This window comes from Alkalihalophilus marmarensis DSM 21297, from assembly GCF_000474275.2.
Lineage (GTDB): Bacteria > Bacillota > Bacilli > Bacillales > Bacillaceae_D > Alkalihalophilus > Alkalihalophilus marmarensis.
On sequence record NZ_ATAE01000028.1, the window covers coordinates 103,406 to 124,414 of the forward strand.

Annotated in this window: 19 protein-coding genes; 2 read left to right on the top strand and 17 right to left on the bottom strand. The window is 39.9% G+C overall.

Translation table 11 applies throughout. The annotated features are described in order from the left end of the window. Nucleotides 1–169: 169 nt before the first annotated feature. The 13 genes from spoVE to A33I_RS09785 all read right to left on the bottom strand — a co-directional run bounded on the left by spoVE (nucleotide 170) and on the right by A33I_RS09785 (nucleotide 16,172). Nucleotides 170–1,270, bottom strand: a complete 1,101-nt coding sequence (spoVE, locus tag A33I_RS09725) for a stage V sporulation protein E (protein WP_022628251.1) — start codon at nucleotides 1,268–1,270, stop codon at nucleotides 170–172. 170 nt (nucleotides 1,271–1,440) lie between these two features. Next, on the bottom strand, nucleotides 1,441–2,793 hold the full coding sequence (gene murD / locus A33I_RS09730) for a UDP-N-acetylmuramoyl-L-alanine--D-glutamate ligase (RefSeq protein WP_022628252.1): 1,353 nt from the start codon (nucleotides 2,791–2,793) through the stop codon (nucleotides 1,441–1,443). 17 nt (nucleotides 2,794–2,810) lie between these two features. Beyond that, nucleotides 2,811–3,785 (bottom strand): phospho-N-acetylmuramoyl-pentapeptide-transferase, encoded by a 975-nt coding sequence (mraY, locus tag A33I_RS09735; RefSeq protein ID WP_022628253.1) that lies wholly within the window; start codon nucleotides 3,783–3,785, stop codon nucleotides 2,811–2,813. Nucleotides 3,786–3,830: 45 nt separating this feature from the next. Next, entirely contained in the window at nucleotides 3,831–5,198 is a 1,368-nt protein-coding gene (locus A33I_RS09740; RefSeq protein ID WP_022628254.1) for a UDP-N-acetylmuramoyl-tripeptide--D-alanyl-D-alanine ligase, read from the bottom strand. Between the two features lie 2 nt (nucleotides 5,199–5,200). Then, nucleotides 5,201–6,661 (bottom strand): UDP-N-acetylmuramoyl-L-alanyl-D-glutamate--2,6-diaminopimelate ligase, encoded by a 1,461-nt coding sequence (locus A33I_RS09745; RefSeq protein ID WP_031311542.1) that lies wholly within the window; start codon nucleotides 6,659–6,661, stop codon nucleotides 5,201–5,203. Nucleotides 6,662–6,822: 161 nt separating this feature from the next. Then, nucleotides 6,823–8,742, bottom strand: a complete 1,920-nt coding sequence (locus A33I_RS09750; protein WP_022628256.1) for a stage V sporulation protein D — start codon at nucleotides 8,740–8,742, stop codon at nucleotides 6,823–6,825. 158 nt (nucleotides 8,743–8,900) lie between these two features. Further along, nucleotides 8,901–11,114, bottom strand: coding sequence for a penicillin-binding protein (locus A33I_RS09755; RefSeq protein ID WP_338012131.1), 2,214 nt, complete (start codon nucleotides 11,112–11,114; stop codon nucleotides 8,901–8,903). 71 nt (nucleotides 11,115–11,185) lie between these two features. Further along, the gene (gene ftsL / locus A33I_RS09760) at nucleotides 11,186–11,539 is read right to left on the bottom strand and encodes a cell division protein FtsL (RefSeq protein ID WP_012959495.1); all 354 of its coding nucleotides are present in this window, start codon (nucleotides 11,537–11,539) and stop codon (nucleotides 11,186–11,188) included. Between the two features lie 12 nt (nucleotides 11,540–11,551). Next, nucleotides 11,552–12,487 (bottom strand): 16S rRNA (cytosine(1402)-N(4))-methyltransferase RsmH, encoded by a 936-nt coding sequence (rsmH, locus tag A33I_RS09765; protein WP_012959496.1) that lies wholly within the window; start codon nucleotides 12,485–12,487, stop codon nucleotides 11,552–11,554. A gap of 78 nt (nucleotides 12,488–12,565) precedes the next feature. After that, nucleotides 12,566–12,997, bottom strand: coding sequence for a division/cell wall cluster transcriptional repressor MraZ (gene mraZ, locus A33I_RS09770; RefSeq protein ID WP_022628258.1), 432 nt, complete (start codon nucleotides 12,995–12,997; stop codon nucleotides 12,566–12,568). A 153-nt stretch (nucleotides 12,998–13,150) separates the two neighbouring features. Further along, nucleotides 13,151–14,770, bottom strand: coding sequence for a bacillithiol biosynthesis cysteine-adding enzyme BshC (bshC, locus tag A33I_RS09775; protein ID WP_022628259.1), 1,620 nt, complete (start codon nucleotides 14,768–14,770; stop codon nucleotides 13,151–13,153). 101 nt (nucleotides 14,771–14,871) lie between these two features. Then, on the bottom strand, nucleotides 14,872–15,258 hold the full coding sequence (locus tag A33I_RS09780; protein WP_012959499.1) for a DUF3397 domain-containing protein: 387 nt from the start codon (nucleotides 15,256–15,258) through the stop codon (nucleotides 14,872–14,874). A 17-nt stretch (nucleotides 15,259–15,275) separates the two neighbouring features. After that, complete coding sequence (locus A33I_RS09785; RefSeq protein ID WP_022628260.1) at nucleotides 15,276–16,172, bottom strand: 2-dehydropantoate 2-reductase; 897 nt, start codon at nucleotides 16,170–16,172, stop codon at nucleotides 15,276–15,278. Between the two features lie 263 nt (nucleotides 16,173–16,435). On the opposite strand from A33I_RS09785, the gene A33I_RS09790 reads away from it, so the two are divergent. After that, complete coding sequence (locus tag A33I_RS09790) at nucleotides 16,436–16,954, top strand: N-acetyltransferase (protein ID WP_012959502.1); 519 nt, start codon at nucleotides 16,436–16,438, stop codon at nucleotides 16,952–16,954. A 107-nt stretch (nucleotides 16,955–17,061) separates the two neighbouring features. On the opposite strand, the gene A33I_RS21410 is transcribed toward A33I_RS09790, so the two are convergent. The 4 genes from A33I_RS21410 to A33I_RS09810 form a co-directional block, all read right to left on the bottom strand. Further along, on the bottom strand, nucleotides 17,062–17,643 hold the full coding sequence (locus A33I_RS21410; protein ID WP_022628262.1) for an RsfA family transcriptional regulator: 582 nt from the start codon (nucleotides 17,641–17,643) through the stop codon (nucleotides 17,062–17,064). A gap of 229 nt (nucleotides 17,644–17,872) precedes the next feature. After that, a complete protein-coding gene (locus A33I_RS09800) occupies nucleotides 17,873–18,631 on the bottom strand; it encodes an enoyl-CoA hydratase/isomerase family protein (RefSeq protein ID WP_022628263.1) in 759 nt (252 codons plus the stop codon). Between the two features lie 113 nt (nucleotides 18,632–18,744). After that, nucleotides 18,745–18,918: a 50S ribosomal protein L32 gene (rpmF, locus tag A33I_RS09805; protein ID WP_012959505.1), complete on the bottom strand. Its 174-nt coding sequence runs from the start codon at nucleotides 18,916–18,918 to the stop codon at nucleotides 18,745–18,747. Between the two features lie 104 nt (nucleotides 18,919–19,022). Further along, entirely contained in the window at nucleotides 19,023–19,541 is a 519-nt protein-coding gene (locus A33I_RS09810; RefSeq protein WP_022628264.1) for a YceD family protein, read from the bottom strand. 240 nt (nucleotides 19,542–19,781) lie between these two features. Between A33I_RS09810 and A33I_RS09815 the strand changes: the two genes are divergently transcribed. Continuing rightward, entirely contained in the window at nucleotides 19,782–20,999 is a 1,218-nt protein-coding gene (locus A33I_RS09815; protein WP_022628265.1) for a nucleotidyltransferase, read from the top strand. Nucleotides 21,000–21,009 lie beyond the last annotated feature (10 nt).

The window sequence follows — 21,009 nt, forward strand, 5'->3', positions numbered from 1 at the left end:
TTGTACCTCCAACAATTGTTTCATATTGTTCATTTTATCACGAACAATGCTTGGTTTATACCGCAATTCTGTGTGATTTTTTGTAGGAATCGCCTACTACAGCTTGTTTTCAACAAAAAAGTGACTCTCCTGAAAAAAAGAAGAGTCACGTAAATGAGCCATACAGAAATTACATTCTGGCGTGCCTGCTTATATTCAATAGAACTCCTACAGCAACGAGCATAAGCGTTAATGAAGAACCTCCGTAACTTAGAAAAGGCAGTGTAATACCTGTTACCGGCATTAAGCCAGTTACTACACCTATATTAATCATTACCTGAATCGCAATCATTCCAATAATTCCCACAGCCAAAAAGCTGCCAAATAAATCTGGTGCTCCTAAGGCTATCTTAATCCCCCGCCATAACATGATTCCAAATAAAATGATAACAAACAATCCACCTATGAAACCTAACTCTTCTGCTAAGATGGCAAAAATAAAATCAGTTTGAGGTTCAGGCAGATAGAAATACTTTTGACGGCTCTCTCCTAACCCCATCCCCATTAACCCGCCAGGACCAATAGCATAGAGTGATTGAATGATTTGAAATCCACTGCCGAGAGGGTCGGACCAAGGATCTAGAAATGAGGTAATTCGCTTGATCCGGTAGGGTGCTGATGCAATCAACCCGACAAAACCAGCAACACCAACCATAGCAAGCCCGACAAAATGACTTATTTTCGCCCCTGCTACGAATATCATCGCTACACAAGTCCCGACCATTACTGCTCCTGTACCAAGGTCAGGTTGAAGCATAATCATTCCAAAGGCAAGCATGACTAGCGAGAGAGACGGAATGAGTCCTTTTTTGAAAGAGACTATTCTTTTTTGATTCTCTGACAAATATTTTGCTAGAAACGCAATCATCGCCATTTTCATAAATTCAGAAGGCTGAATGGAAAATGCGCCGACACCAAGCCAGCTTCTGGCCCCGCCTCGAACGAGTCCAACACCCGGGATCAAAACGATGACAAGCAGTATAAAACAAATAATCAATATTAATTTAGACCACGTTCTCCATGTCCAATAGTCCACATTCATAATAAAAATCATGACAACCACACCGACACCGGCAAAAAACAGCTGACGCTTGGCAAAGAAAAAAGCATCATCAAATCTGTATGAGGCCCATGCTTCTGATGCACTATAAACCATGATCAAACCAATCGTCAGTAAAGCAATCGTTGTTAAAAATAATACATAATCTGGTGCATGTCTTTCTTTTTGCAATAGGGACACCTCATTTTAACCCATTTTGTCTTGCTGCTAAGCTGTCGCAGCCACCTTCTCTCTATACACCATATGTACAAACCTAGAAAAACATGTCCTAAAAAACACGCAAAAAAGCTGCTACCTTTTTAGATAACAGCTTTCTAACAAATAAGAACTAATGATGCTATTTACTTTAATTTATCAACCGCAGCAACAAACTCATTCCCGCGTTCTTCAAAGGTCTTATATTGATCCCAGCTAGCACATGCTGGTGACAATAGAATAACATCACCTTCTTCTGAAAGGCGGTAAGCACACTCTACTGCATCTTTTACACGGTCTGCATATTCCACTTCTACAATTCCAGCTCCCTTAGCTGTACGGGCTAATTTTTCCTTTGTTTCTCCAAAGGTAACGAGTGCTTTTACATTTGAAAGTGAAGACGCTAAATCATCAAATTCATTTCCGCGATCAAGTCCTCCTGCAAGTAAGATCACAGGCTGCCTAAATGCTTCAAGTGCTTTTTTTGCAGCTAAAATATTCGTCGCTTTCGAGTCGTTATAAAACAGTCGGTCGTTTATTTTCTTAACAAACTGCAAACGATGTTCAACACCGCTAAACGTCTTTAGAACATGCTGGATTTGAGTGACTTTCGCTCCCATTGTCATGGCAGCCCCAATCGCAGCTAAGATGTTCTCCACATTATGTGACCCAGGAAGAACGACCTCTGAGAGAGGGATAATTAATTGATCCTTAAAGTAGATAGAGCCTTGATTAATATAGACACCTTCAGAGACTATTTCTCTTGTTGAAAAAGGAAGTTTTGCTGCTTTGCTTTTTACGGCAACCTGACAGACAAGTGGATCGTCTAGATTGTATACAAAGACATCGTCTTCCGTCTGATTCGCTGTTATTTTAGACTTTGCAGCTACATACTCTTCTTTTGTGCCATGGTAGTCTAGATGAGCATCAAAAAGATTTAACAAAACACTTACGTTCGGATGAAAGTTCTCCGTACCAAGAAGTTGAAAACTCGAGGCTTCCAATACGATCAAGTCGTCACTTGTTGCTCCCTTAGCCACATCACATGAAACCGTGCCGATATTTCCTGCAATAAGCGGATTCTTGGCACTGTTTTTAAGCATTTCATAAATTAACGTTGTTGTGGTGGTCTTGCCATTCGAGCCTGTAATCGCAATCATGTCAGCTTCAGATAGGGCAGACGTTAGCTCTACTTCCGTGATGACAGGGATGTTACGTCTAACAGCCTCTTTTACAATTGGATTATGATATGGTATGCCTGGATTTTTCACGACACACTCAAGCTCTTGATCTAAAAGAGATAACGGATGCTCTCCGCAAACAACGTTGATTCCTTTTTTTTCGAGTACTTTTGCTTGATCATTTTCATCATATGATTTTGCATCATTCACAATGACCTTTGCGCCAAGCTCGTGAAGCAGCAGCGCTGCTGCTTCACCGCTTTTAGCAAGCCCTAAGACTAATACGTTTTTACCACAATACATTTCTGTATTTTTCATGTATGTTTACACCTCATTTACATCCATACCTCTAAATAGATTCCAAGCACCGCTAAGATCATCCCGACCATCCAAAATGTGACAACAACTCGCCATTCTGACCATCCTGATAATTCATAATGGTGATGAAGCGGACTCATTTTAAATACTCGCTTGCCTCTTGTTTTAAAAGAAATAACTTGAATGATAACAGAAAGAGTTTCAATAACAAATACTCCACCAATTAACACTAACAATAATTCTTGTTTTGTTAAAATGGCAATAGCTGCAATCGCCCCTCCAAGGGCAAGCGACCCTGTATCCCCCATAAACACTTTTGCTGGATGGGCATTAAATACGAGAAAACCTAACACCGCCCCAACAATAGCAGCACTAAAAATAGCTACATCAATTAAGTCTGCATACCATGCCAAAATAGCAAACGCACCAAAAGCAATCGCACCCGTTCCTGCAAGAAGGCCGTCAAGGCCGTCCGTTAAGTTAACGGCATTCGAAGCACCAACTAGCATCACGATCACAAGCGGCAAATATAACCAGCCTAGATCAATGGAAATTGTTGTTGCAGGAATCATGATCTCTGTTGATATCCCAAGATGCAGGAGTCCCCAGTAAAATAACCCGGCAATGATCAGCTGGCCAGCTAATTTTTGTTTAGAGGTTAGCCCTAAATTTCGTTTTTTTACAACTTTAATATAATCATCTAAAAATCCAACAAGGCCAAAGCCTACTGTAACGAGTAAAAGCAAAAGGATTTCCATGCTGAATGATAGATATTGAAGGGATACGAAGATCGTCGTTGCAATAATAGACAATACAATAACGATTCCACCCATCGTAGGTGTTCCGCTCTTCTTTTGGTGAGACTCAGGACCTTCCTCTCTAATACTTTGGCCAAATTTTAAACGTCTTAAAAACGGAATAAATAATGGTGATAAAATGACAGCAACTCCAAATGAAACGAGTAAAGTAATCAGTAAAACTCTTTCTAACATTGCTAATCATTCCTCCTTTCTTTTTGCATCTTTTTCTTGTTGTTTTTAGTCTTGCTGTTTATCTTGATACGCTGTTATCACTTCTTCAAGCTTCATTCCTCTTGATGCTTTAAACAAAATGACTGTTTTCTGATCAACAAGCTTTGATAAGTGATCAGCGAGCTCCTGCTTTGTAGTAAAATGGGCAATTTCATCAAAAGTACTTGATGAAGAAATATGGCTCGCCTCTTCATAGATCCACTTTGCACGATCCCCAAGTGTCAGAACATGGGTAATAGGCGGCGTAATTACTTGTGCTACAGATTTATGTAACGCCTCTTCTTCCGTACCGAGTTCAAACATATCCCCTAGTACAACCACTCTTTTTTCATAGGAAGGGATCGCTTTTAGCGCATCTATAGCAGCAATCATTGAAGTAGGACTAGCGTTATAAGCATCGTTCACGATAAGCTCACCTTTGCTGCCAGTAAGCTTTTCTAATCGCATAGAAGTGAGTGAGATTTGTCTAAGTCCTGTTTGAATCTTGCTTGTAGATAACCCGAATTTATGGGCAACAGCTATACAATATGCGGCATTTTTCACATTATGTTTGCCTAGTAATGATAACTCAAAATGATGACCTTCCATGTCAAATCGATACCCGTCAACAGTCGCCGCTACATTTTCAACTAGGATGTCTGCGTGATTAAAGCCTACTCGTATTATGGAAGATTGTTTCCAGCCGTCTAGTAAAGGCTCGTCACTATCAATAAAAAGAAAACCAGCTGGACTTAAGCCTTCTTTAATTTCCATTTTAGCTTTAGCAATTCCAGCTCTAGAGCCTAATTGCTCCATATGAGACTCGCCGATGTTTGTAACAATCGCTAAATCAGGTTTGGCAATCTCACTTAACCTTTCTATTTCACCATAGCCGCTCATACCCATTTCTAAAATCAGATACTTACACGTAGACGGCATCGCTAAAATGGTTAACGGCAGTCCAATGTGATTGTTGTAGTTGCCTTGCGTTTTATATGTTTCACCCTCAAGTGACAAAAGAGAAGCCAAAATGTCTTTTGTCGTTGTTTTGCCATTGCTGCCTGTAATCCCAATGACTTTAGGATTAATTTTTACTCTGTATGCACTAGCCATTTCTTGTAAGGTAAATAATGTATCCTTGACCACATACAACTGAAAGTCATCCGGCAGGTCAGCTGGGACAGGTTGTCCTTCCTCCCAAAGTGCAGCTTGCGCTCCTGATTTTATAGCCGCATCAACATAATCATGTCCATTGAATCGTTCCCCTTTCAAAGGAACGAACAAGGCTCCTGCTACAATCGTTCTAGTATCTGTAGAAACGGCTGTAAATGACTGTTCTGTTTCGTTTAAACGAGTACTGATGGTCAGGCCTTCTAATAAAGATGATGTGAGCATGCTTACACCCTCTCCTCAATTGCTTGTTTTGCTACTTCTCTATCATCAAAGTGGGTTGTATTAGTACCAATAATTTGATAGGTTTCATGACCTTTTCCTGCAATAACTAAAATATCGTCCTTGTTAGCCTCATTAATTGCTTGATAGATCGCTTCTTTTCGGTCTAGACAAACTGTATAATTTGAAGATTTCAGCCCATAAGTCATGTCATCAAGAATTTGTTTTGGATCTTCTGACCTCGGATTATCTGAAGTGAAGATCGCATGATCAGCATATTTTGTGGCAATTTCCGCCATCACTGGACGCTTTGAACGATCTCTGTCGCCTCCGCATCCGACCACAACAGATATTTTCCCTTTCGCAAATTCCCTCACTGTTGTTAATACATTCTCTAAGCTGTCTGAAGTGTGTGCATAGTCAACAATAACGGTATAATCCTGGCCTGCATCGACCGGCTCAAAACGGCCTGCTACACCGTGTACAGCTTCTAAGCTTTTCTTAATTTGTTCTAAAGGCATACCGGATGCAATGGCTGCACTTGCTGCAGCTAATGCATTATATACACTAAACATACCAATAAGCTTCATCTCTATTTCAATTGATTCTGCTCCTGCTTTAAGTGTAAATGTTGTTCCCCTTGCTGTAATCTCGATATCCTCTGCCATAATGTCTGCCTTATTTTTCACACCATATGTAAGGACATCTACCGTCGTCATCTTAAGTAATTCATCGGCTGCTTCATCGTCACGATTTAACACTGCAACTTTTCCTTCCGTGAAACGATTTCCAAGCTGAGCAAACAAAAGCCCTTTAGCAAAAAGATAGGCTTCCATCGTTTCATGATAATCAAGATGGTCAGGTGTAAGATTTGTGAATACCGCAATATCAAAGTCACAACCCCGAACACGGCCTAGATGAAGAGCATGTGAAGAGACTTCCATTAATGCGGTGTCTACATCAGCATCTACCATTTCTTTAAACCTCTTTTGCAAAGTGATCGATTCCGGTGTTGTATTTTGTGTTTTCAGCTCTACATCACCAATTTTAGTGTACATGGTGCCGATAAGACCTGTTCTTTTATTGGCATCATTCATCATTTGTTCAAGTAAATGGGTGACGGTCGTTTTACCGTTTGTTCCTGTAACCCCAATTAAATTCATTTTAGATGTAGGATCTCCGTAAAATAGATTAGCAAGACGAGCCATTGTACGCTTCGTATCTTGAACAATAATCGTTGGCACCTCGACACCTTTGACCTCATGCTCAGCAATAAGAGCAACTGCCCCTTTTTCAACTGCTTGTTTGGCAAAATCGTGGCCATCCACTGTATATCCTTTAATACAGAAAAACAATGTTCCAGAAACGACTTCTCTAGAATCCATTTCAATATGTGTAATCTCAGGATCCCCTTCATTTTTCCATTCATATGATCTTAACACGTTCGTTAATTGGCTTAATTTCATCATGTTTAACCCTCACATTCAAACCTTTTTCTATCATCGTTGCTTTTTTACAGTCATTTTAATCATTAGAAAATCTTTTAAATAGAAAAGCCTCTTCCCTACCTTTTCGAAAAGAGGCCTTTTTAAAAAAGCACATAAACTCTATTTTAGTCGTAACCTGATTATTTGTCACCCATATAAAGACGGATTGTTGATCCCGTTGTCACTTTTACACCCGGAGATGGTGATTGAGCAAGGACATGTTCTCCTTCTCCTGTCGCATCGACTTTTAGTTCATAATAGGATTCGTGAATCTCTCTTTTGGTTCTTCCGACTAAATCCGGGACTTCAATTAATGGTTCATCATTCCATGCTAACTCTTTTTCAATCTGATCTTTCCTCGGTTCTACTCCCATAGCCCGAAGACTGTCCCCTATAATATTTCCTACAATTGGAGCAGCAACGATTCCACCAAATTGCAGCGTATCCTTAGGGTTATCAACAGCTACATAGACGACAATTTGCGGATCATCTGCTGGGGCAAACCCTATAAACGACACAATATGGTTATTTTCAAGATAACGGCCATCCTTAGCTTTTTGAGCGGTTCCTGTTTTCCCTCCGACTCTGTAGCCATCAACAAAAGCGCCTTTACCTGTCCCCTCAGCTACGACACTCTCGAGGGCATATCTCACTTTCTCCGATGTTGCCTGAGAAATGACCTGCCTTCTCATAATCGGCGCCTGACTGTCAACGACTTCGTTTGTCATTGGATCTACCCACTCTTTAGCTAAGAATGGCTGATAAAGGTACCCTCCGTTAATCGCTGCTGAAACTGCTGTTACTTGCTGAAGCGGTGTGACAGCAACCCCTTGCCCGAATGCTGTAGTTGCTAGTTCAAGAGGCCCGACTTTATCCCGGTTAAATAAGATCCCCTTTCCCTCTCCTTGAAGATCGATACCTGTCTTTTGGCCAAATCCGAAATCCTCAATGTAATCAAATAATCGATCTTTCCCTAGGCGTTCACCAAGAACGACAAAGCCCGGGTTACATGAGTTTTGAACAACTTCAAGGAAGGTTTGCGAGCCGTGTCCGCCTTTTTTCCAACAACGGAGTCTGTGGCCGGAGACTTCAATAAAGCCTGGGTCATGAAATGAATCGTTTTCAAGGTTCACTTCGCCTTCCTCTAGTGCAGCAGCAAGGGTAATGATCTTGAAAGTCGAACCAGGCTCATACTGCATCCACACCGGTTTATTTTGGTTATAGATCTCTGGAGGCACTTCTCTAAAATTCTCAGGATCATAATGGGGCCTGGAGCTCATCCCCAAAATTTCTCCGGTATTAGGGTTCATTGCAATGGCAATGGCCCCGTCAGGATTATACGTAGCCTCAGCAATATCAAGATGATTTTCCATGATCGTCTGCACTTGACTATCGATGGTCAGCCTTAGGTCAAAACCATTATTAGGTGCGGTGTATTCATCCGCTAAATTCGGCATCCGATTCCCTTTTGCGGTAGAGAAAAAAGAAACATGCCCTTTTTCCCCTTTTAACTCTTCATCATAATATTGTTCAAGGCCTGTCAGCCCTTGATTATCAATACCTGCAAAACCGAGTACGTGAGAGAGATAACTACCAAATGGATAGTGACGCTTACTATCTTCTGCTATATATACCCCAGGAAGTCTTAAAGCCCTCACTTCACTGGCCTTTTCTTTATTCACTTTTCTGCCTTCTGGATTTAGCCTGACAATAGATTCTGATTTTGTTACTAGCTGATAGGCTTTTTGTACATCCATTTCAAGAACGGAAGCAAGTTTTCCCGCCGTATCTGCCGGGTCTTTAACTTGCCTAGGTACGACCAATATAGAGGGTGCACTGATATTCGTTGCAAGCACGATATCATTACGGTCTTTTATTTCTCCACGTTTTGCTTCAAAAGGTACATCCCGGCTCCATGAATCTTCCGCTCGATCGGTGAGCCAATCCCCTAAAGCAAATTGAACATAGCCAAGCCTTAGTGCAATAATTGTAAAAACAGCCAGTCCTAAAAACAACACTAAAACAAGCCGTTTTCTTACAGTAACATTAGAAACTCGCACCACTTCTACCTCCCGCCTTTTTGTTAGATCAAGTACGCCATAAATGTGACGTAGGCTTGTTCTAACCTATGCTTGGCAGAATGCAATTAGAACATGGGTGCGAGTTCATCTAGCAGTACATATGTTCATTTGCCATCAGAAAAAGCAAATGACCTTCTTTATTCACCGACTTGTTGTTCTTCTTCCTCCTGATCGGAAGCAACATCCTCGTCTTCCTCGTCTAGGCTATCTTCCATTTCATTTATTTCCTCTAAACTAGCTAACTCAAACACAATATTTTCACCTGGCGAAATGTCGGTACCAGCTTCGATATTTTGAGTCACCGCAAAGCCATTTCCAAAAATAGTAGGAGTGACACCAGCTACATTAGCAAACTTCAATAGATCTCTATTGGACCAGCCGCTTACATCCGGCATGGAGAAAGAGTCATTATCAGTTAATAAAAATACTTTCTCGCCTTCTAAAAGAGCATTTCCTCCCTCAGGAGAATGTTCAAGCACTTTTGATCCATTACCTAAAACAACTACCTCAAAGCCCTCTTCTTCTAACTCACTTGTTAAACTCTCTACTTTTTCACCCTTATAATCTCTTGTAACATATCCTTCTTCCGCTTCTTCATTAATTTCCTCAAGAGTAGGCGTAATATTTAAATACTGTAAGCTCTGCTTCATGATCGTGTTAAAAATTTTAGCAGACGGCTCTGAGCCAGACTCAAAGGATTGAAGGTTAGGACGTTCTACAGCAACGTAAACAATTAGTTTCGGATCATCTTTTGGAGCCATTCCAAGAAATGAAAAGATATTCTCTCCGTGTCCTCTAATGTACCCTCTTGCATTTGGGTTAGGAATTTGAGCTGTTCCCGTTTTCCCTGCAACATCAAATCCTTCAATATTGTACGGTCGGCCAGTACCAGAAGATGATGTCACAACTTCACCTAAAATATCTAACATTTGCTCTGACGTTTCTTTTGAAATAGGATTTCCCACTACTTCTGGTTTTTTCTGTTCTATCACCTCTTGTGTTTCTGAATCTACAATACGATCAACCACATAAGGTTTCATCATTTCCCCGCCATTAGCTATAGCAGTTGCTGCTTGAATTTGTTGGATAGGCGTGACCGCTGTCCCTTGTCCAAATGCAGTAGCTGCTGCATCGTATCTGCTTTGATTAGCAATTAAACTCGTAGCCTCATTCGGCAAGTCAATCCCAGTAGGCTCATCAAAGCCAAATCGGTCTAGATATTCATACAATTTCTCAGGTCCGAGGAGATCAAGCGCGATCTTTGTGAAGGCAACATTTGACGAGCGCAGCATCCCTTCATTGTATGTAATTTCGCCCCAGCCTCGTCCTCTGTTATGGTCACTAACTGTGTTAGGGCCAACATTTAATTGACCGGACATGAATGTTTGATCACCGTTATAGACACCCTCTTCAATGGCCGCAGCAAGTGTGAATACTTTCATGGTAGATCCCGGTTCATAATGATTAGAAACCGCATAATTCATATAGTTAGAGATTTCATTATAGCGATTTGGATTAAAGCTCGGTCGATTACTCATCGCTAATATTTCACCAGTTTTAGGATCTGCTACAATAGCAACCATCTTTTCTGGTTCATATTCTTCATCTACTTGAGTCATTACTTGCTCTAATGCCGTTTGTATATTGGAATCAAGGGTTAAATAGACATCATTCCCATTTTTCGGAGGCTTCACATGCCGTTCTGCGTTAGGCAGGGGAACACCTTTTCGATCACTCTGATATTGAACCAGGCCGTCCTCTGCTCTTAAGTAATCGTCTAAGCTTCTCTCAAGTCCCATTCTAGCTGTGGACATATCACTTTCTGTATATCCAAGAACATGTGAAGCATAGGTTTGTTTAGGATAATAGCGTCTAGGCTCTTCGTTAAACATAATACCATCTAAATCTAGCGCTTTAATTTCCTGCATTTCAGAATGGGTGAGATTTCTAGCCCCTGCCCCTAACTCTACTTGAAAGCGACCTTCACTTGATAAAAGCCGCTCAAGTGCAGAAGCTTCCATCGAGATAAAAGGAGCAAGTTTTTCTGCTGTCTCCTTAGGGTCTGATACATGATTTGGGTAATCTGTACTTAAAATCGCAAAGACACTGTAGGAATTCAGCTCCTCGGCAAGAGCGCTTCCTCTTTTGTCATAAATAGTCCCGCGTTTCCCCTCGATTACCTGCTCTTTTGACCAGCGGTCCTCACCCATTGATGCGAGTTCTTGTCCTTTTACTTCTTGTGTCACTTGAATATAAGTGAACCGGCCCAACAAAAGGATAAAAAGGAGGATAAAGGCCCCTAAGACAACTACGGCTCGCACATTTGTTGCCGCACGTTTTATCTCCATCATTCTCACTTCCTATTAGTATAAATATAGTTTTAGCTAAATCGATTGTAAAAAAAACTAGTTCAAATAATGAACTAGTTTTGAACGACTTTTACTTTATTATCATCTAATGACATCCCTAGTTCACCAGTTGCGATGTCTAGAATTCGATCAGGTGCACTTAATTCAACAACCTGGAGTGAAAGTCCCTCATTGACTTGAGACTGTTCAGCAATCGTTCCTTGAAGTTGATGAACATCTTTATTTAAGCTGTAAATTGACGCGTAATTATGTAGCATTAATCCAATTAAAGCAAAAGCAATGACCGCCATTGCAGAAGCAATAATCTTTTCTCCTAAGGTAATCTTAGTTCTGCGGCGCTCTACAACCTTTCTAGTTTTCACATCTGTTTGCTGTTGATGCTGAATTTGACGGGCAACCATGCTCATAATAAAACCTCCTTATTTTTGCTTCTCAGCAATCCTTAATTTTGCAGAACGCGCTCTGTTATTAGCTGTTAACTCTTCGTTTCCTGCTACGATCGGCTTTCTTGTAATTAACTTTAATTCAGGCTCGAACCCTTCAGGTATAACCGGCAATCCTGGCGGGAGATCCGGCCCTTTACTTTTCTCTTTAAAAATTTCCTTACATAAACGATCTTCTAGGGAATGAAATGTAATGACACATATTCTTCCTTTTGGATTCGTTATTGTAATTGCATCTTCTAGCGCTTCCTCAAACGAACCGAGCTCGTCGTTAACCGCAATTCTTATTGCTTGAAACGTTCTCTTAGCTGGATGTCCACCTGTTCTTCTTGCCGGAGCAGGTATTGCATCCTTAATGATCTCTACTAATTCTCCTGTTGTTTCAATCGTTTTAATTTCACGTCTAGCCTCGATCTTTCTGGCTATCTGTTTTGCGAATTTTTCTTCACCGTACCTTGAGATTATGGAAACAAGACGATTAAACTCCCATTCATTCACCACTTGATGAGCAGTCAAAGGTGCTGTCTGATCCATTCTCATGTCTAATGCGGCATCCTGATGATAGCTAAAGCCTCGCTCTGCTTCATCTAACTGCGGGGACGATACGCCTAAATCAAATAAGACCCCGTCTACTTTTGAGATACCATGTTTTGCAAGCTCTTCTCTTAAAAAACGGAAATTGCTGCGAATAAGAGTGAACTTTCCCTTATAAGGAGCTAATACTTCCTCTGCATTTGAAAGTGCAGTATCATCTTGGTCAAATGCATATAAATGACCTTCATCATTCAACTGTTCTAAAATGAGCGATGAGTGGCCGGCCCCTCCTAATGTACAATCCACATAAATTCCGTCTGGCTTGATCGCCAGTCCATTTACTGATTCTTCTTTTAATACAGTCACATGGGTGAACATGATATCACCTTCACTTTCTTTCCGATCTTGATGTCTGCCTCTTGATGTCCATAACTTGTTTGATTCTTTTCATTCATTCTATAAATCGAAGTCAATTAAGTTTTCAGCGATCTCCCCAAAAGAGTCTTCTGATTCCTCAAAATACTCTTCCCATTTCGCTTTACTCCATACTTCAACGCGATTTGACACCCCAATAATGACGCATTCTTTTTCAAGTTCTGCGTACTCACGCAATGTTTGGGCAATATTTACTCTTCCCTGCTTATCAAGTTCACATTCAGCGGCACCTGAAAAGAAAAATCGAGTAAAAGCTCTAGCATCTTTTTTTGTGAAAGGGAGTGTTTTTAGTTTTTCTTCTAATCGCTTCCATTCATCTAGCGGATAGACAAATAAACACCGATCGAGTCCACGGGTTACTACAAAGGATGATCCTAGCGACTCACGAAACTTCGCTGGTATAATCATTCTTCCTTTTTCATCGACGTTGTGGCGATATTCCCCCATGAACATCTTCCAGTCATCTCCCCCCACTTACTACCCTTAAGTTACCACAACCCTCCACTTTGTACCACTATAAATTAAATTTCGTATAAACAAAAAAAATCCTGCCGCTTGACAGGATTTTTCGTTCTCATTCTTTCGACGGTGTCTTCAAACAGTTTTTTACAAGAAGACAAGCTTATGCGTTGGATTCAATGACAATTTTTGTTTCATTATTCGGCCAATTGCATCATAACCAGCTAAGTTTAGTAAAAGTATGGGATGAATTACGCGTTCTTGCGGTCGTTTTAACGGATAAAGCCAAGAGTCAGCTTCGTCAAATTTCGAAAGCGCCTTACTATGTTTTTGTTCAAGATGAAGTTCTAATTTTCTTTTTATAAAATCAAGTTGATCTAAAATCATTACTTCATTTTTCTGCGAAAGCTTATGAAGGGTGTCATCCATTTCATTTGCTAAGAGTTGGATATCTTTGTGAGCATCGCGTATTGATTGTTCTGCTTTAGTAACAACTTCTTCTATTGGGTAGCTCTCAATCGCATCTAACCATTTCGATTTCATATCCATCGCCTTACCAGTTAGGAGGCTTTCATAGGAATACCCACATTCCTCCACCCACCTTTGCACATGTCTAGGAACAATGGTCATTTGCATTCTAGGAGTGAGAGGCGGCATTTTCAAATTAAAAAGAGTGAAAACAGGCTTTAATGTCGCCCAATAGCGAAGCTCTCCAGGACCAGCAACAAAAGTTAGCACTGGCAAGAGCATCTCTTGCATTAGGGGTCTGGTTACTACGTTGTTACTAAAATGCTCTGGATGTTTGGTTATTAGATCGACGAGTTCACTTTTAGAGAGTTGGATATCTGTTCCCCTCACATAAAAAGAACCGTCTTTATAATCTAATCGTTTACGCTCATTTTTAACAGTATAAAAGAGATGAGCATTTTCCTTGTCAGTTGAGATCGGATCCCCGTACCCTTTTCCGCTAAATCTCTTTTCCCCTTCTGCCTGAGCTTTTTGAAGCTCTTCCACTTGATCAACCATTGCCATAAAATAATCGGTCTCAACTTTTCTTAGGGCAGGGTGATCAGAATCAAGCAATATTAACCCTTCATCTTTAAATAGCCAATTCATTAGTATAGAGAAGAAATCTACAAATGAATGACTATTTTTAAGATATCCTTTTATTTGAGCAATTAAGCCTTCCGTATAGTCCGTTTCCGGCAGTGTTTTAAACACATCATCGAGCCATTTAGATACTTTATCTACAGGTAAATCGGTATTAGATAATGACTGCATGTTGTCAACGATATCAAGCCCTGCCTTTTTCCACGCGCTGCCGTTATTTGTATACACAAATCTGACTTCCTCTAGGTCGTGATCTTCCCCCGCCACCCAAAAAATAGGTACGACAGGAACATCTAATTCACGTTCTTGTTCCTTAGCAAGTAAAATAATCGTCATTGCTTTATATACCGTGTAAAGAGGACCTGTCAAAAGCCCTGCCTGCTGACCGCCAACTACAGCTACTGTATGTGGATCTAATAGTTTTTCTATATTTTGTTTCACCGCATCATTGTACGGCAGTTCATTGTGAGTCTGATATAAATGTTCTACTAGTGCTTCTCTTGGAAAAGAACGAGCCTTAAGGTCTTCAACGCGTTTTTTAAATCGTTCGTTATCTGTTTGAGAATAATCAAAGCAATCCCCTATGCCGGGATGACCTTCTAAGTAATCAAACAAAAACCCTGACTTCGCTGCAATGTCCATTTCTTTAACTTCCATTGAAAAGACATCCCTTCGTTTATGTAATCATCCTTTATAATAGCAAAGTAAAGCACTCACACCAAATTATAAGCTTCAATTTCCAAAAAGAAAAAGACTCATTATAAACTATAAATGAGTCTTGTAATTAATCCATATCCACTTAAAACGAGGTACAAAAAGAAGAACAATAAAAAATTAAATCGCCAAATGCCTTTAAACAACTTCCTCACATGGATATCCTCTGCCACTTTCCAATGAATAATGGTAAAAATAAGTGCAACTAAAAAGAATACGGTTAATAATAACCAAAAGAAAGACCTCGACCAGATTTCTAAAATAATAAAATATACAGCGGCTACAAAAAATAACACAGAGACATCTGAAGCAAGACGGATAGCCCTAGATTTGTTCTTTGTCATTTTCACCGTAACAATGTAAAAAATATACCACCCCAACAATGGCAGCGTAATTACGGTTGCTAACAGCCATGCAAACGCAGTTGTCATGGTTTTCCTCCTTTCATTTAAACTTCCAACCCTTTAACAGCATGATGGACAAATGTGATGTATGGGTGGGGAACATTATTTTTTCTTGCTTCTTTTATGAGATAGCCAGTGATACTGTCAATTTCAGTTGGAATCCCCTTTAAAAGATCGGTTAACATTGATGACTGATTACTAGCTGTTTTTTCACATACTTGGGCTAACAACGACCACATCTCGTCGTAATCATTTCTATTTAAAATCCTCATTGCTTCATTAAACAACGGCCTTACAAGATCTTTATAATATGAATTTTCAAGCAGAACACCATTTTTCACTTTTAAAATAGCGGTTAGCGGATTTATACAAACGTTAATGATTAACTTTGTTTGAAGCATATCTATCCAATCAGTTTCTGCTTTTACCGGAAATCCGATAGAACTAGTATTCTCCCATAATGGGTCTAATTCCTTTTTTGAAAAATTAATAGGTGACCACCTAATTCTGCCGGCACCAGTATGATTCACGCTTGTAAGAGATTTGCGGACAGCCCCATGCTCTACTACTCCAACAGCTGCTTTGGAATCCGTTTGCAATTCATAGATAACGGGTATATGTCCCATACCATTAGATAAAAAAAGGATATGATCGAAATTAATACGATTGTTTCTTATTATCTCTAATACAGATGTGATTTGATGCGATTTTACTGCAAGGATAAGACAATCACTTGATTGATTGCCCCACTCATCTAATGGCATTGCATGAAGAGATACCGATTGTTCTTTTTCCTTATGTATAACAGTTATGCCTTTTTCTTTTATCGCTTCAGCTTGTTCTGCTGTACGTGTCAGCAAGCTGATATTCTTGCCAGCTCGCGCTAAATAATAGGAGCAAAGTAACCCTATAGCTCCTCCACCTACTAAATGCACCTTCATTTGTCTCACCTTTTTCATAATTCTTTTCAAATTGTACCATAATCATCCATAATTCAGACACACTTTTATTTTTCTGAATATTATTTCTTTTTATTTAAGGGCCAGAATTTTTAGTTTTTATAACGCTTACATTACATTTTGTAGTAGAATATAAGTAGAAGTTCCATGCATCAACTATATGGTTGGAATCAAAATTTGATTTTGCAGGAAAACATTTTGGTACCGATCAACAACAATGAAGCTTTTCATAAGGAGGAAATGATATGACACACTTTGAAGTTCAACGGTTACTTGTTAATTATAAAACACTTGAGGAATTTAAAAACTTCCGTGAATTTGGAGCAGCAGAGCTTTCGATGAAAGATGATCTTGAAGCCAATATTATTGAAAACGACAGCGAGTCACCTTTTTATGGAATCTATTTTGGCAAGAAGCTCGTAGCACGAATGAGCCTTTATCGTATTGAAGGTAAGTTTGACCGTTATTTTGAGCCTCAACAAGACTACCTTGAATTATGGAAGCTAGAAGTACTAGAGCCATATAGAGGAAAAGGGTATGGTTCGGCTCTTGTTGACTTTGCTAAAAGCTTTAAACTCCCTATTAAAACAAATGCCCGTCAAGGATCAAGCGATTTCTGGGAGCGGATGGGCTTTGAATCATCAACTTACCAACCAAGCCGTGACCGTGGAGAAAGCCCGTTTGTATGGTATCCTTTAGGCGTGCAAGAACAAGTAAGTGCTGCTCCTGAGATGCCAACTATCGAATCTTCTTCATCTATTTAATTACAAGCGTTATAATTGCAGGCGTCTTAATTGCAAGCGTTTTAATTGATAATGATTCGACCAAACTCACACTAATCAAAAGAAGCGATCCGCTTGGATCGCTTCTTCTATTTTGTAGACCTGGCAACATTTTTGGGCTCCTGATCATAAAATGAGAGCTGTCTAGCTCGGTCCATGATTCCAATCAAAGCCTTGTAATCCTCAGCAATAATTCTCTTTTCTTTTTCAAGTCTCTCCACTTTTTTAATCAGCTCAGCGTTTTCACTTTCTAACCGTTTAATCATCTGTACATTCTCGATACTCTTATCATTTTGATGGTAAGCCTCAAGGAATGTAATGACTTTTTCCATTGTAAGATCTTTCTCTTCAAGGCTGTGCGGCTCAGCTGCTTGAAGAGAATCTCCTATAGCATCAGTACGTACCTCTTCTTCAGCACTGGCCTCAAAAGGTTCTGCAGCAACCTTTGCCTTAGAACGCTGCTTCTTAGCTAAACTAATAGCAGATTCATATTTTTTTCTAATAGCAGAGTTCCAGCGAAACCCGCAAGCGGCACTCGTTCTTGAAAGGCGCTCTCCTACCTCTTCAAAGGCCGCTAATTGAGTGCTGCCTTCCCTAATATGTCGTAGGACAACCTCTGCTAATATTAGATCTTCATCTGTACTCCAAGCATCTTGACGAATAGTTGTCATCAAACACCCTCCTTTACTTTCATTGGTTCATTAATCCATTGATTCATTAATGGAAAAACCAATATGTGCAAACCACGGTACGTAATTGATCATACGCAAACCATAGTGCGCAATCCTTAATTGATAGTATGCAGTTACTAGAGGAGATAGACTTTGTTCTAGTAAGAGATTATGTCCTTCTTACATGAACTCTATTCGCCATTTGCTTATTTATTCAATAGTAAGCTTATTATGTACGATTTAGAAAAGCATCTACGGCTTGATGGTGAGCATCTGTTTCCCATAGTCTCGCACATTCTGCGGTTTCTGCTTGCATTCGGCTTGAAAATACTTCACGGTCAAGTTTACCTGTAAATCTAGATTTATATGCTTCAAGGACTCCTTTTTCTAACTTAATATATGGAGTGAGCCACTCAAGCACTCCGCTTCTAAAAGGTTCTCCTAAAATTATACCTTGCAGGTAACCAAGCGCTCTCGCTTCATCTGCCTTATATATTTTCGCGGTCATTAACATTTCCATCGCTGCTGGCTGGGGAAGTCTTTCATATAGCATAGACGCACCGCCCCATCCTGTTGTAATGCCAAGCTTCCCTTGAATAAAACCAACTTTAACATGAGGAGCAGCTATCCTAATATCACAAGATGATGCTAATTCACAGCCTCCCCCGACTGCCACACCGTTTAACGCACACACAGTAAGCTTTGGAAAGAAGAAAATTTCTTCTAAGACGTTTCGCATTTTACTTAACATACCTAAGGCTTCTTCTTCTGTCTTCAGCTTGTGAAACACAGAGAGATCCCCGCCTGAACAAAAGGCCGCATCGCCTTCTCCAGTAAAGATTACTACTTTACTATCGTCATCTCGAGCTATTTTGAGTCCTGCCAAGAGCTCATCCATCACTTCTTCATCTATTGCGTTTCTAAGTTCTTCTCTATTCAATATAATCCATGTAATCTCATTCTCTTGTACAATATTTACTTTCTTCACTGTTGATTCCCCCTTCTAAAACATTGATTCGACAAATTCTCATAAATTCCTTTTCATAAAAAATAAGCAAGGAGCTAAAAGCTCCTTGCTTATACGTTGTTATCACGTCAATATTACTTGCTGATTACGTCTTGGCCTTTGTATGAGCCACACTCTTTACATACGCGGTGAGCAAGTTTTAATTCTCCACACTCAGGGCATTTAGTCATGCCAGGTACTGCTAATTTGTAGTGAGTACGACGCTTATTTTTGCGAGTTTTAGAAGTTCTTCTAAAAGGTACTGCCATCATTCCCACCTCCTTATAGGATTTAAATGATTACTAGTTCATATTAAACGAAAGCTAGCTTGTATGAAATGAAGGGCCGAGCAAATGTCGGTGCTTCGATTTTCTTACTTCTTGTCATCAAAAAATTTCGCTAGACCCGCAAGTCTCGGATCTACTTTCTTTTCTTGATCTTCTTCAGTCACAATTCCCCATCCTTTTCCTGAAGGGGGAGCTTGTGGATCCTCTTGATTTTCAGCATACACTTGAAGCGGAATCTCAAGGAGAATATACTCTTTAATCGCTGGTGTTAAATCTACCAGGTCTCCTGTAATGACGTTCGCTTCTTCATGATCTTCTTTTGAAATGTGATACGCGTTCTCAGGTCGGAACTGCTCAATCACATTAAGATCTATTGGGAATAAAACATCCACTAATGTTCGTGAACAAGGAAGCGTTAATTCTCCAGTAATATGAAGGCTAAACGTTAAAAGCTGACCTGAATAAGTCAACTCCCCCTGAACTCGAATAGGAGATATGTTGCGAATTTCAGCATTTTGTTCTTTTAGATCTGATAAATCAATCGTTTCATCAAAAATAAAAGGTTTATGCTTAGCAATTTGCAGCTGTTGCAATGTCCATTTCATGATCAATCACCTCTTGGGCAACAAAAATAATTATAGACTTACGCTATTTGTTTGTCAACCTTTTTTCTTTACACAGTTTTGTCTATAATATAGGCAACAAACCGATAATGTAGTCAAAGAAAACACATAAAAAGATTAAACGAATATTTTTTCGTTTAATCTTCGCAATAAGACATATTGTACCATGTTGTGATAGCTTAGTAAAGGAAGCTGAGTAAGACATTGAAATGAGGGATTTGAATGAAGTCTGTTGGGGTCGTTGTCGAATATAATCCGTTGCATAATGGACATGCTTACCACCTACAAGAAGCGCGCCGGATGAGTCAAGCCGATGTAGTAGTGGCTGTTATGAGCGGGTCCTTTTTGCAAAGAGGGGAGCCTGCTATTATCTCTAAATGGGAGCGTGCTGAAATGGCGCTTCATTCAGGTGCAGATGTTATTGTGGAACTACCGTATGCATATTCTACTCAAAAAGCGCAGACCTTTGCAGAAGGAGCTGTGCGTATACTTAACCATCTAAAAGTAGACTGTATTAATTTCGGGAGTGAAATTGGAGAAATCGAGTCTTTCATTCGTCTCGTCAACTTTATGCATACACATAAAGATGCTTGGGATGAATTAGTACGAAATCAACTCCAAGCCGGAGTCAGCTATCCAAGAGCCTGTATGGAAGCGTTTAACAGCCTAGATCACCATGAGTCTATCCTGTCACTGAGTGAGCCTAATAACATTCTAGGTTATCATTACACCAAAGCTATCATTGATTCTGACTTCAATATAGAGGCACAGACAACTAAAAGAACTAGCGCCAATTACCATGACCCTAAAGTGACCGATCATCCTATCGCCAGCGCAACGAGTATACGGAAGAAGGTAATGTCAGAAAAAGGTGATTTGACTGGCATCAAACATGTCGTTCCGTATGTAAGCATGAATATATTAGAGCGCTATCAACATGAATACGGTACTTTCCATTCCTGGGATTTATATTTTCCTTTGCTCCAGTTTGAAATCGAACGAAGCAGCATCGAACAGCTTCGTGAAATATATGAATGTGAAGAAGGTTTGGAGTACAGACTGAAAGATACAATCAGTAACGCATCAAATTTTAAGGAATGGATGGAAGCCTTAAAAACGAAACGTTATACGTGGACAAGGCTTCAGAGGCTGTTAACCCACGTTCTAACGAATACGACAAAACAAGAAATGAAGGCGATAACGTCCGAACCGCTTCCCTATATTCGACTGCTAGGTATGAATCCTAAAGGGAAAGAATATGTAAATCTCATAAAAAAAAACTTAGACTGTCCTCTTCTAAGCCGCTTTGCCAAAGCTCGCGGAACGATGGCCGCGCAAGATGATCGTATCGGGAAAATATATGCCGCTCCATTAGCTATGAAAGGGAATATAGCAGCTTTAAAAAGAGACTACACTATGTCGCCTATTATGATTAAGTAAATAAAAAGGA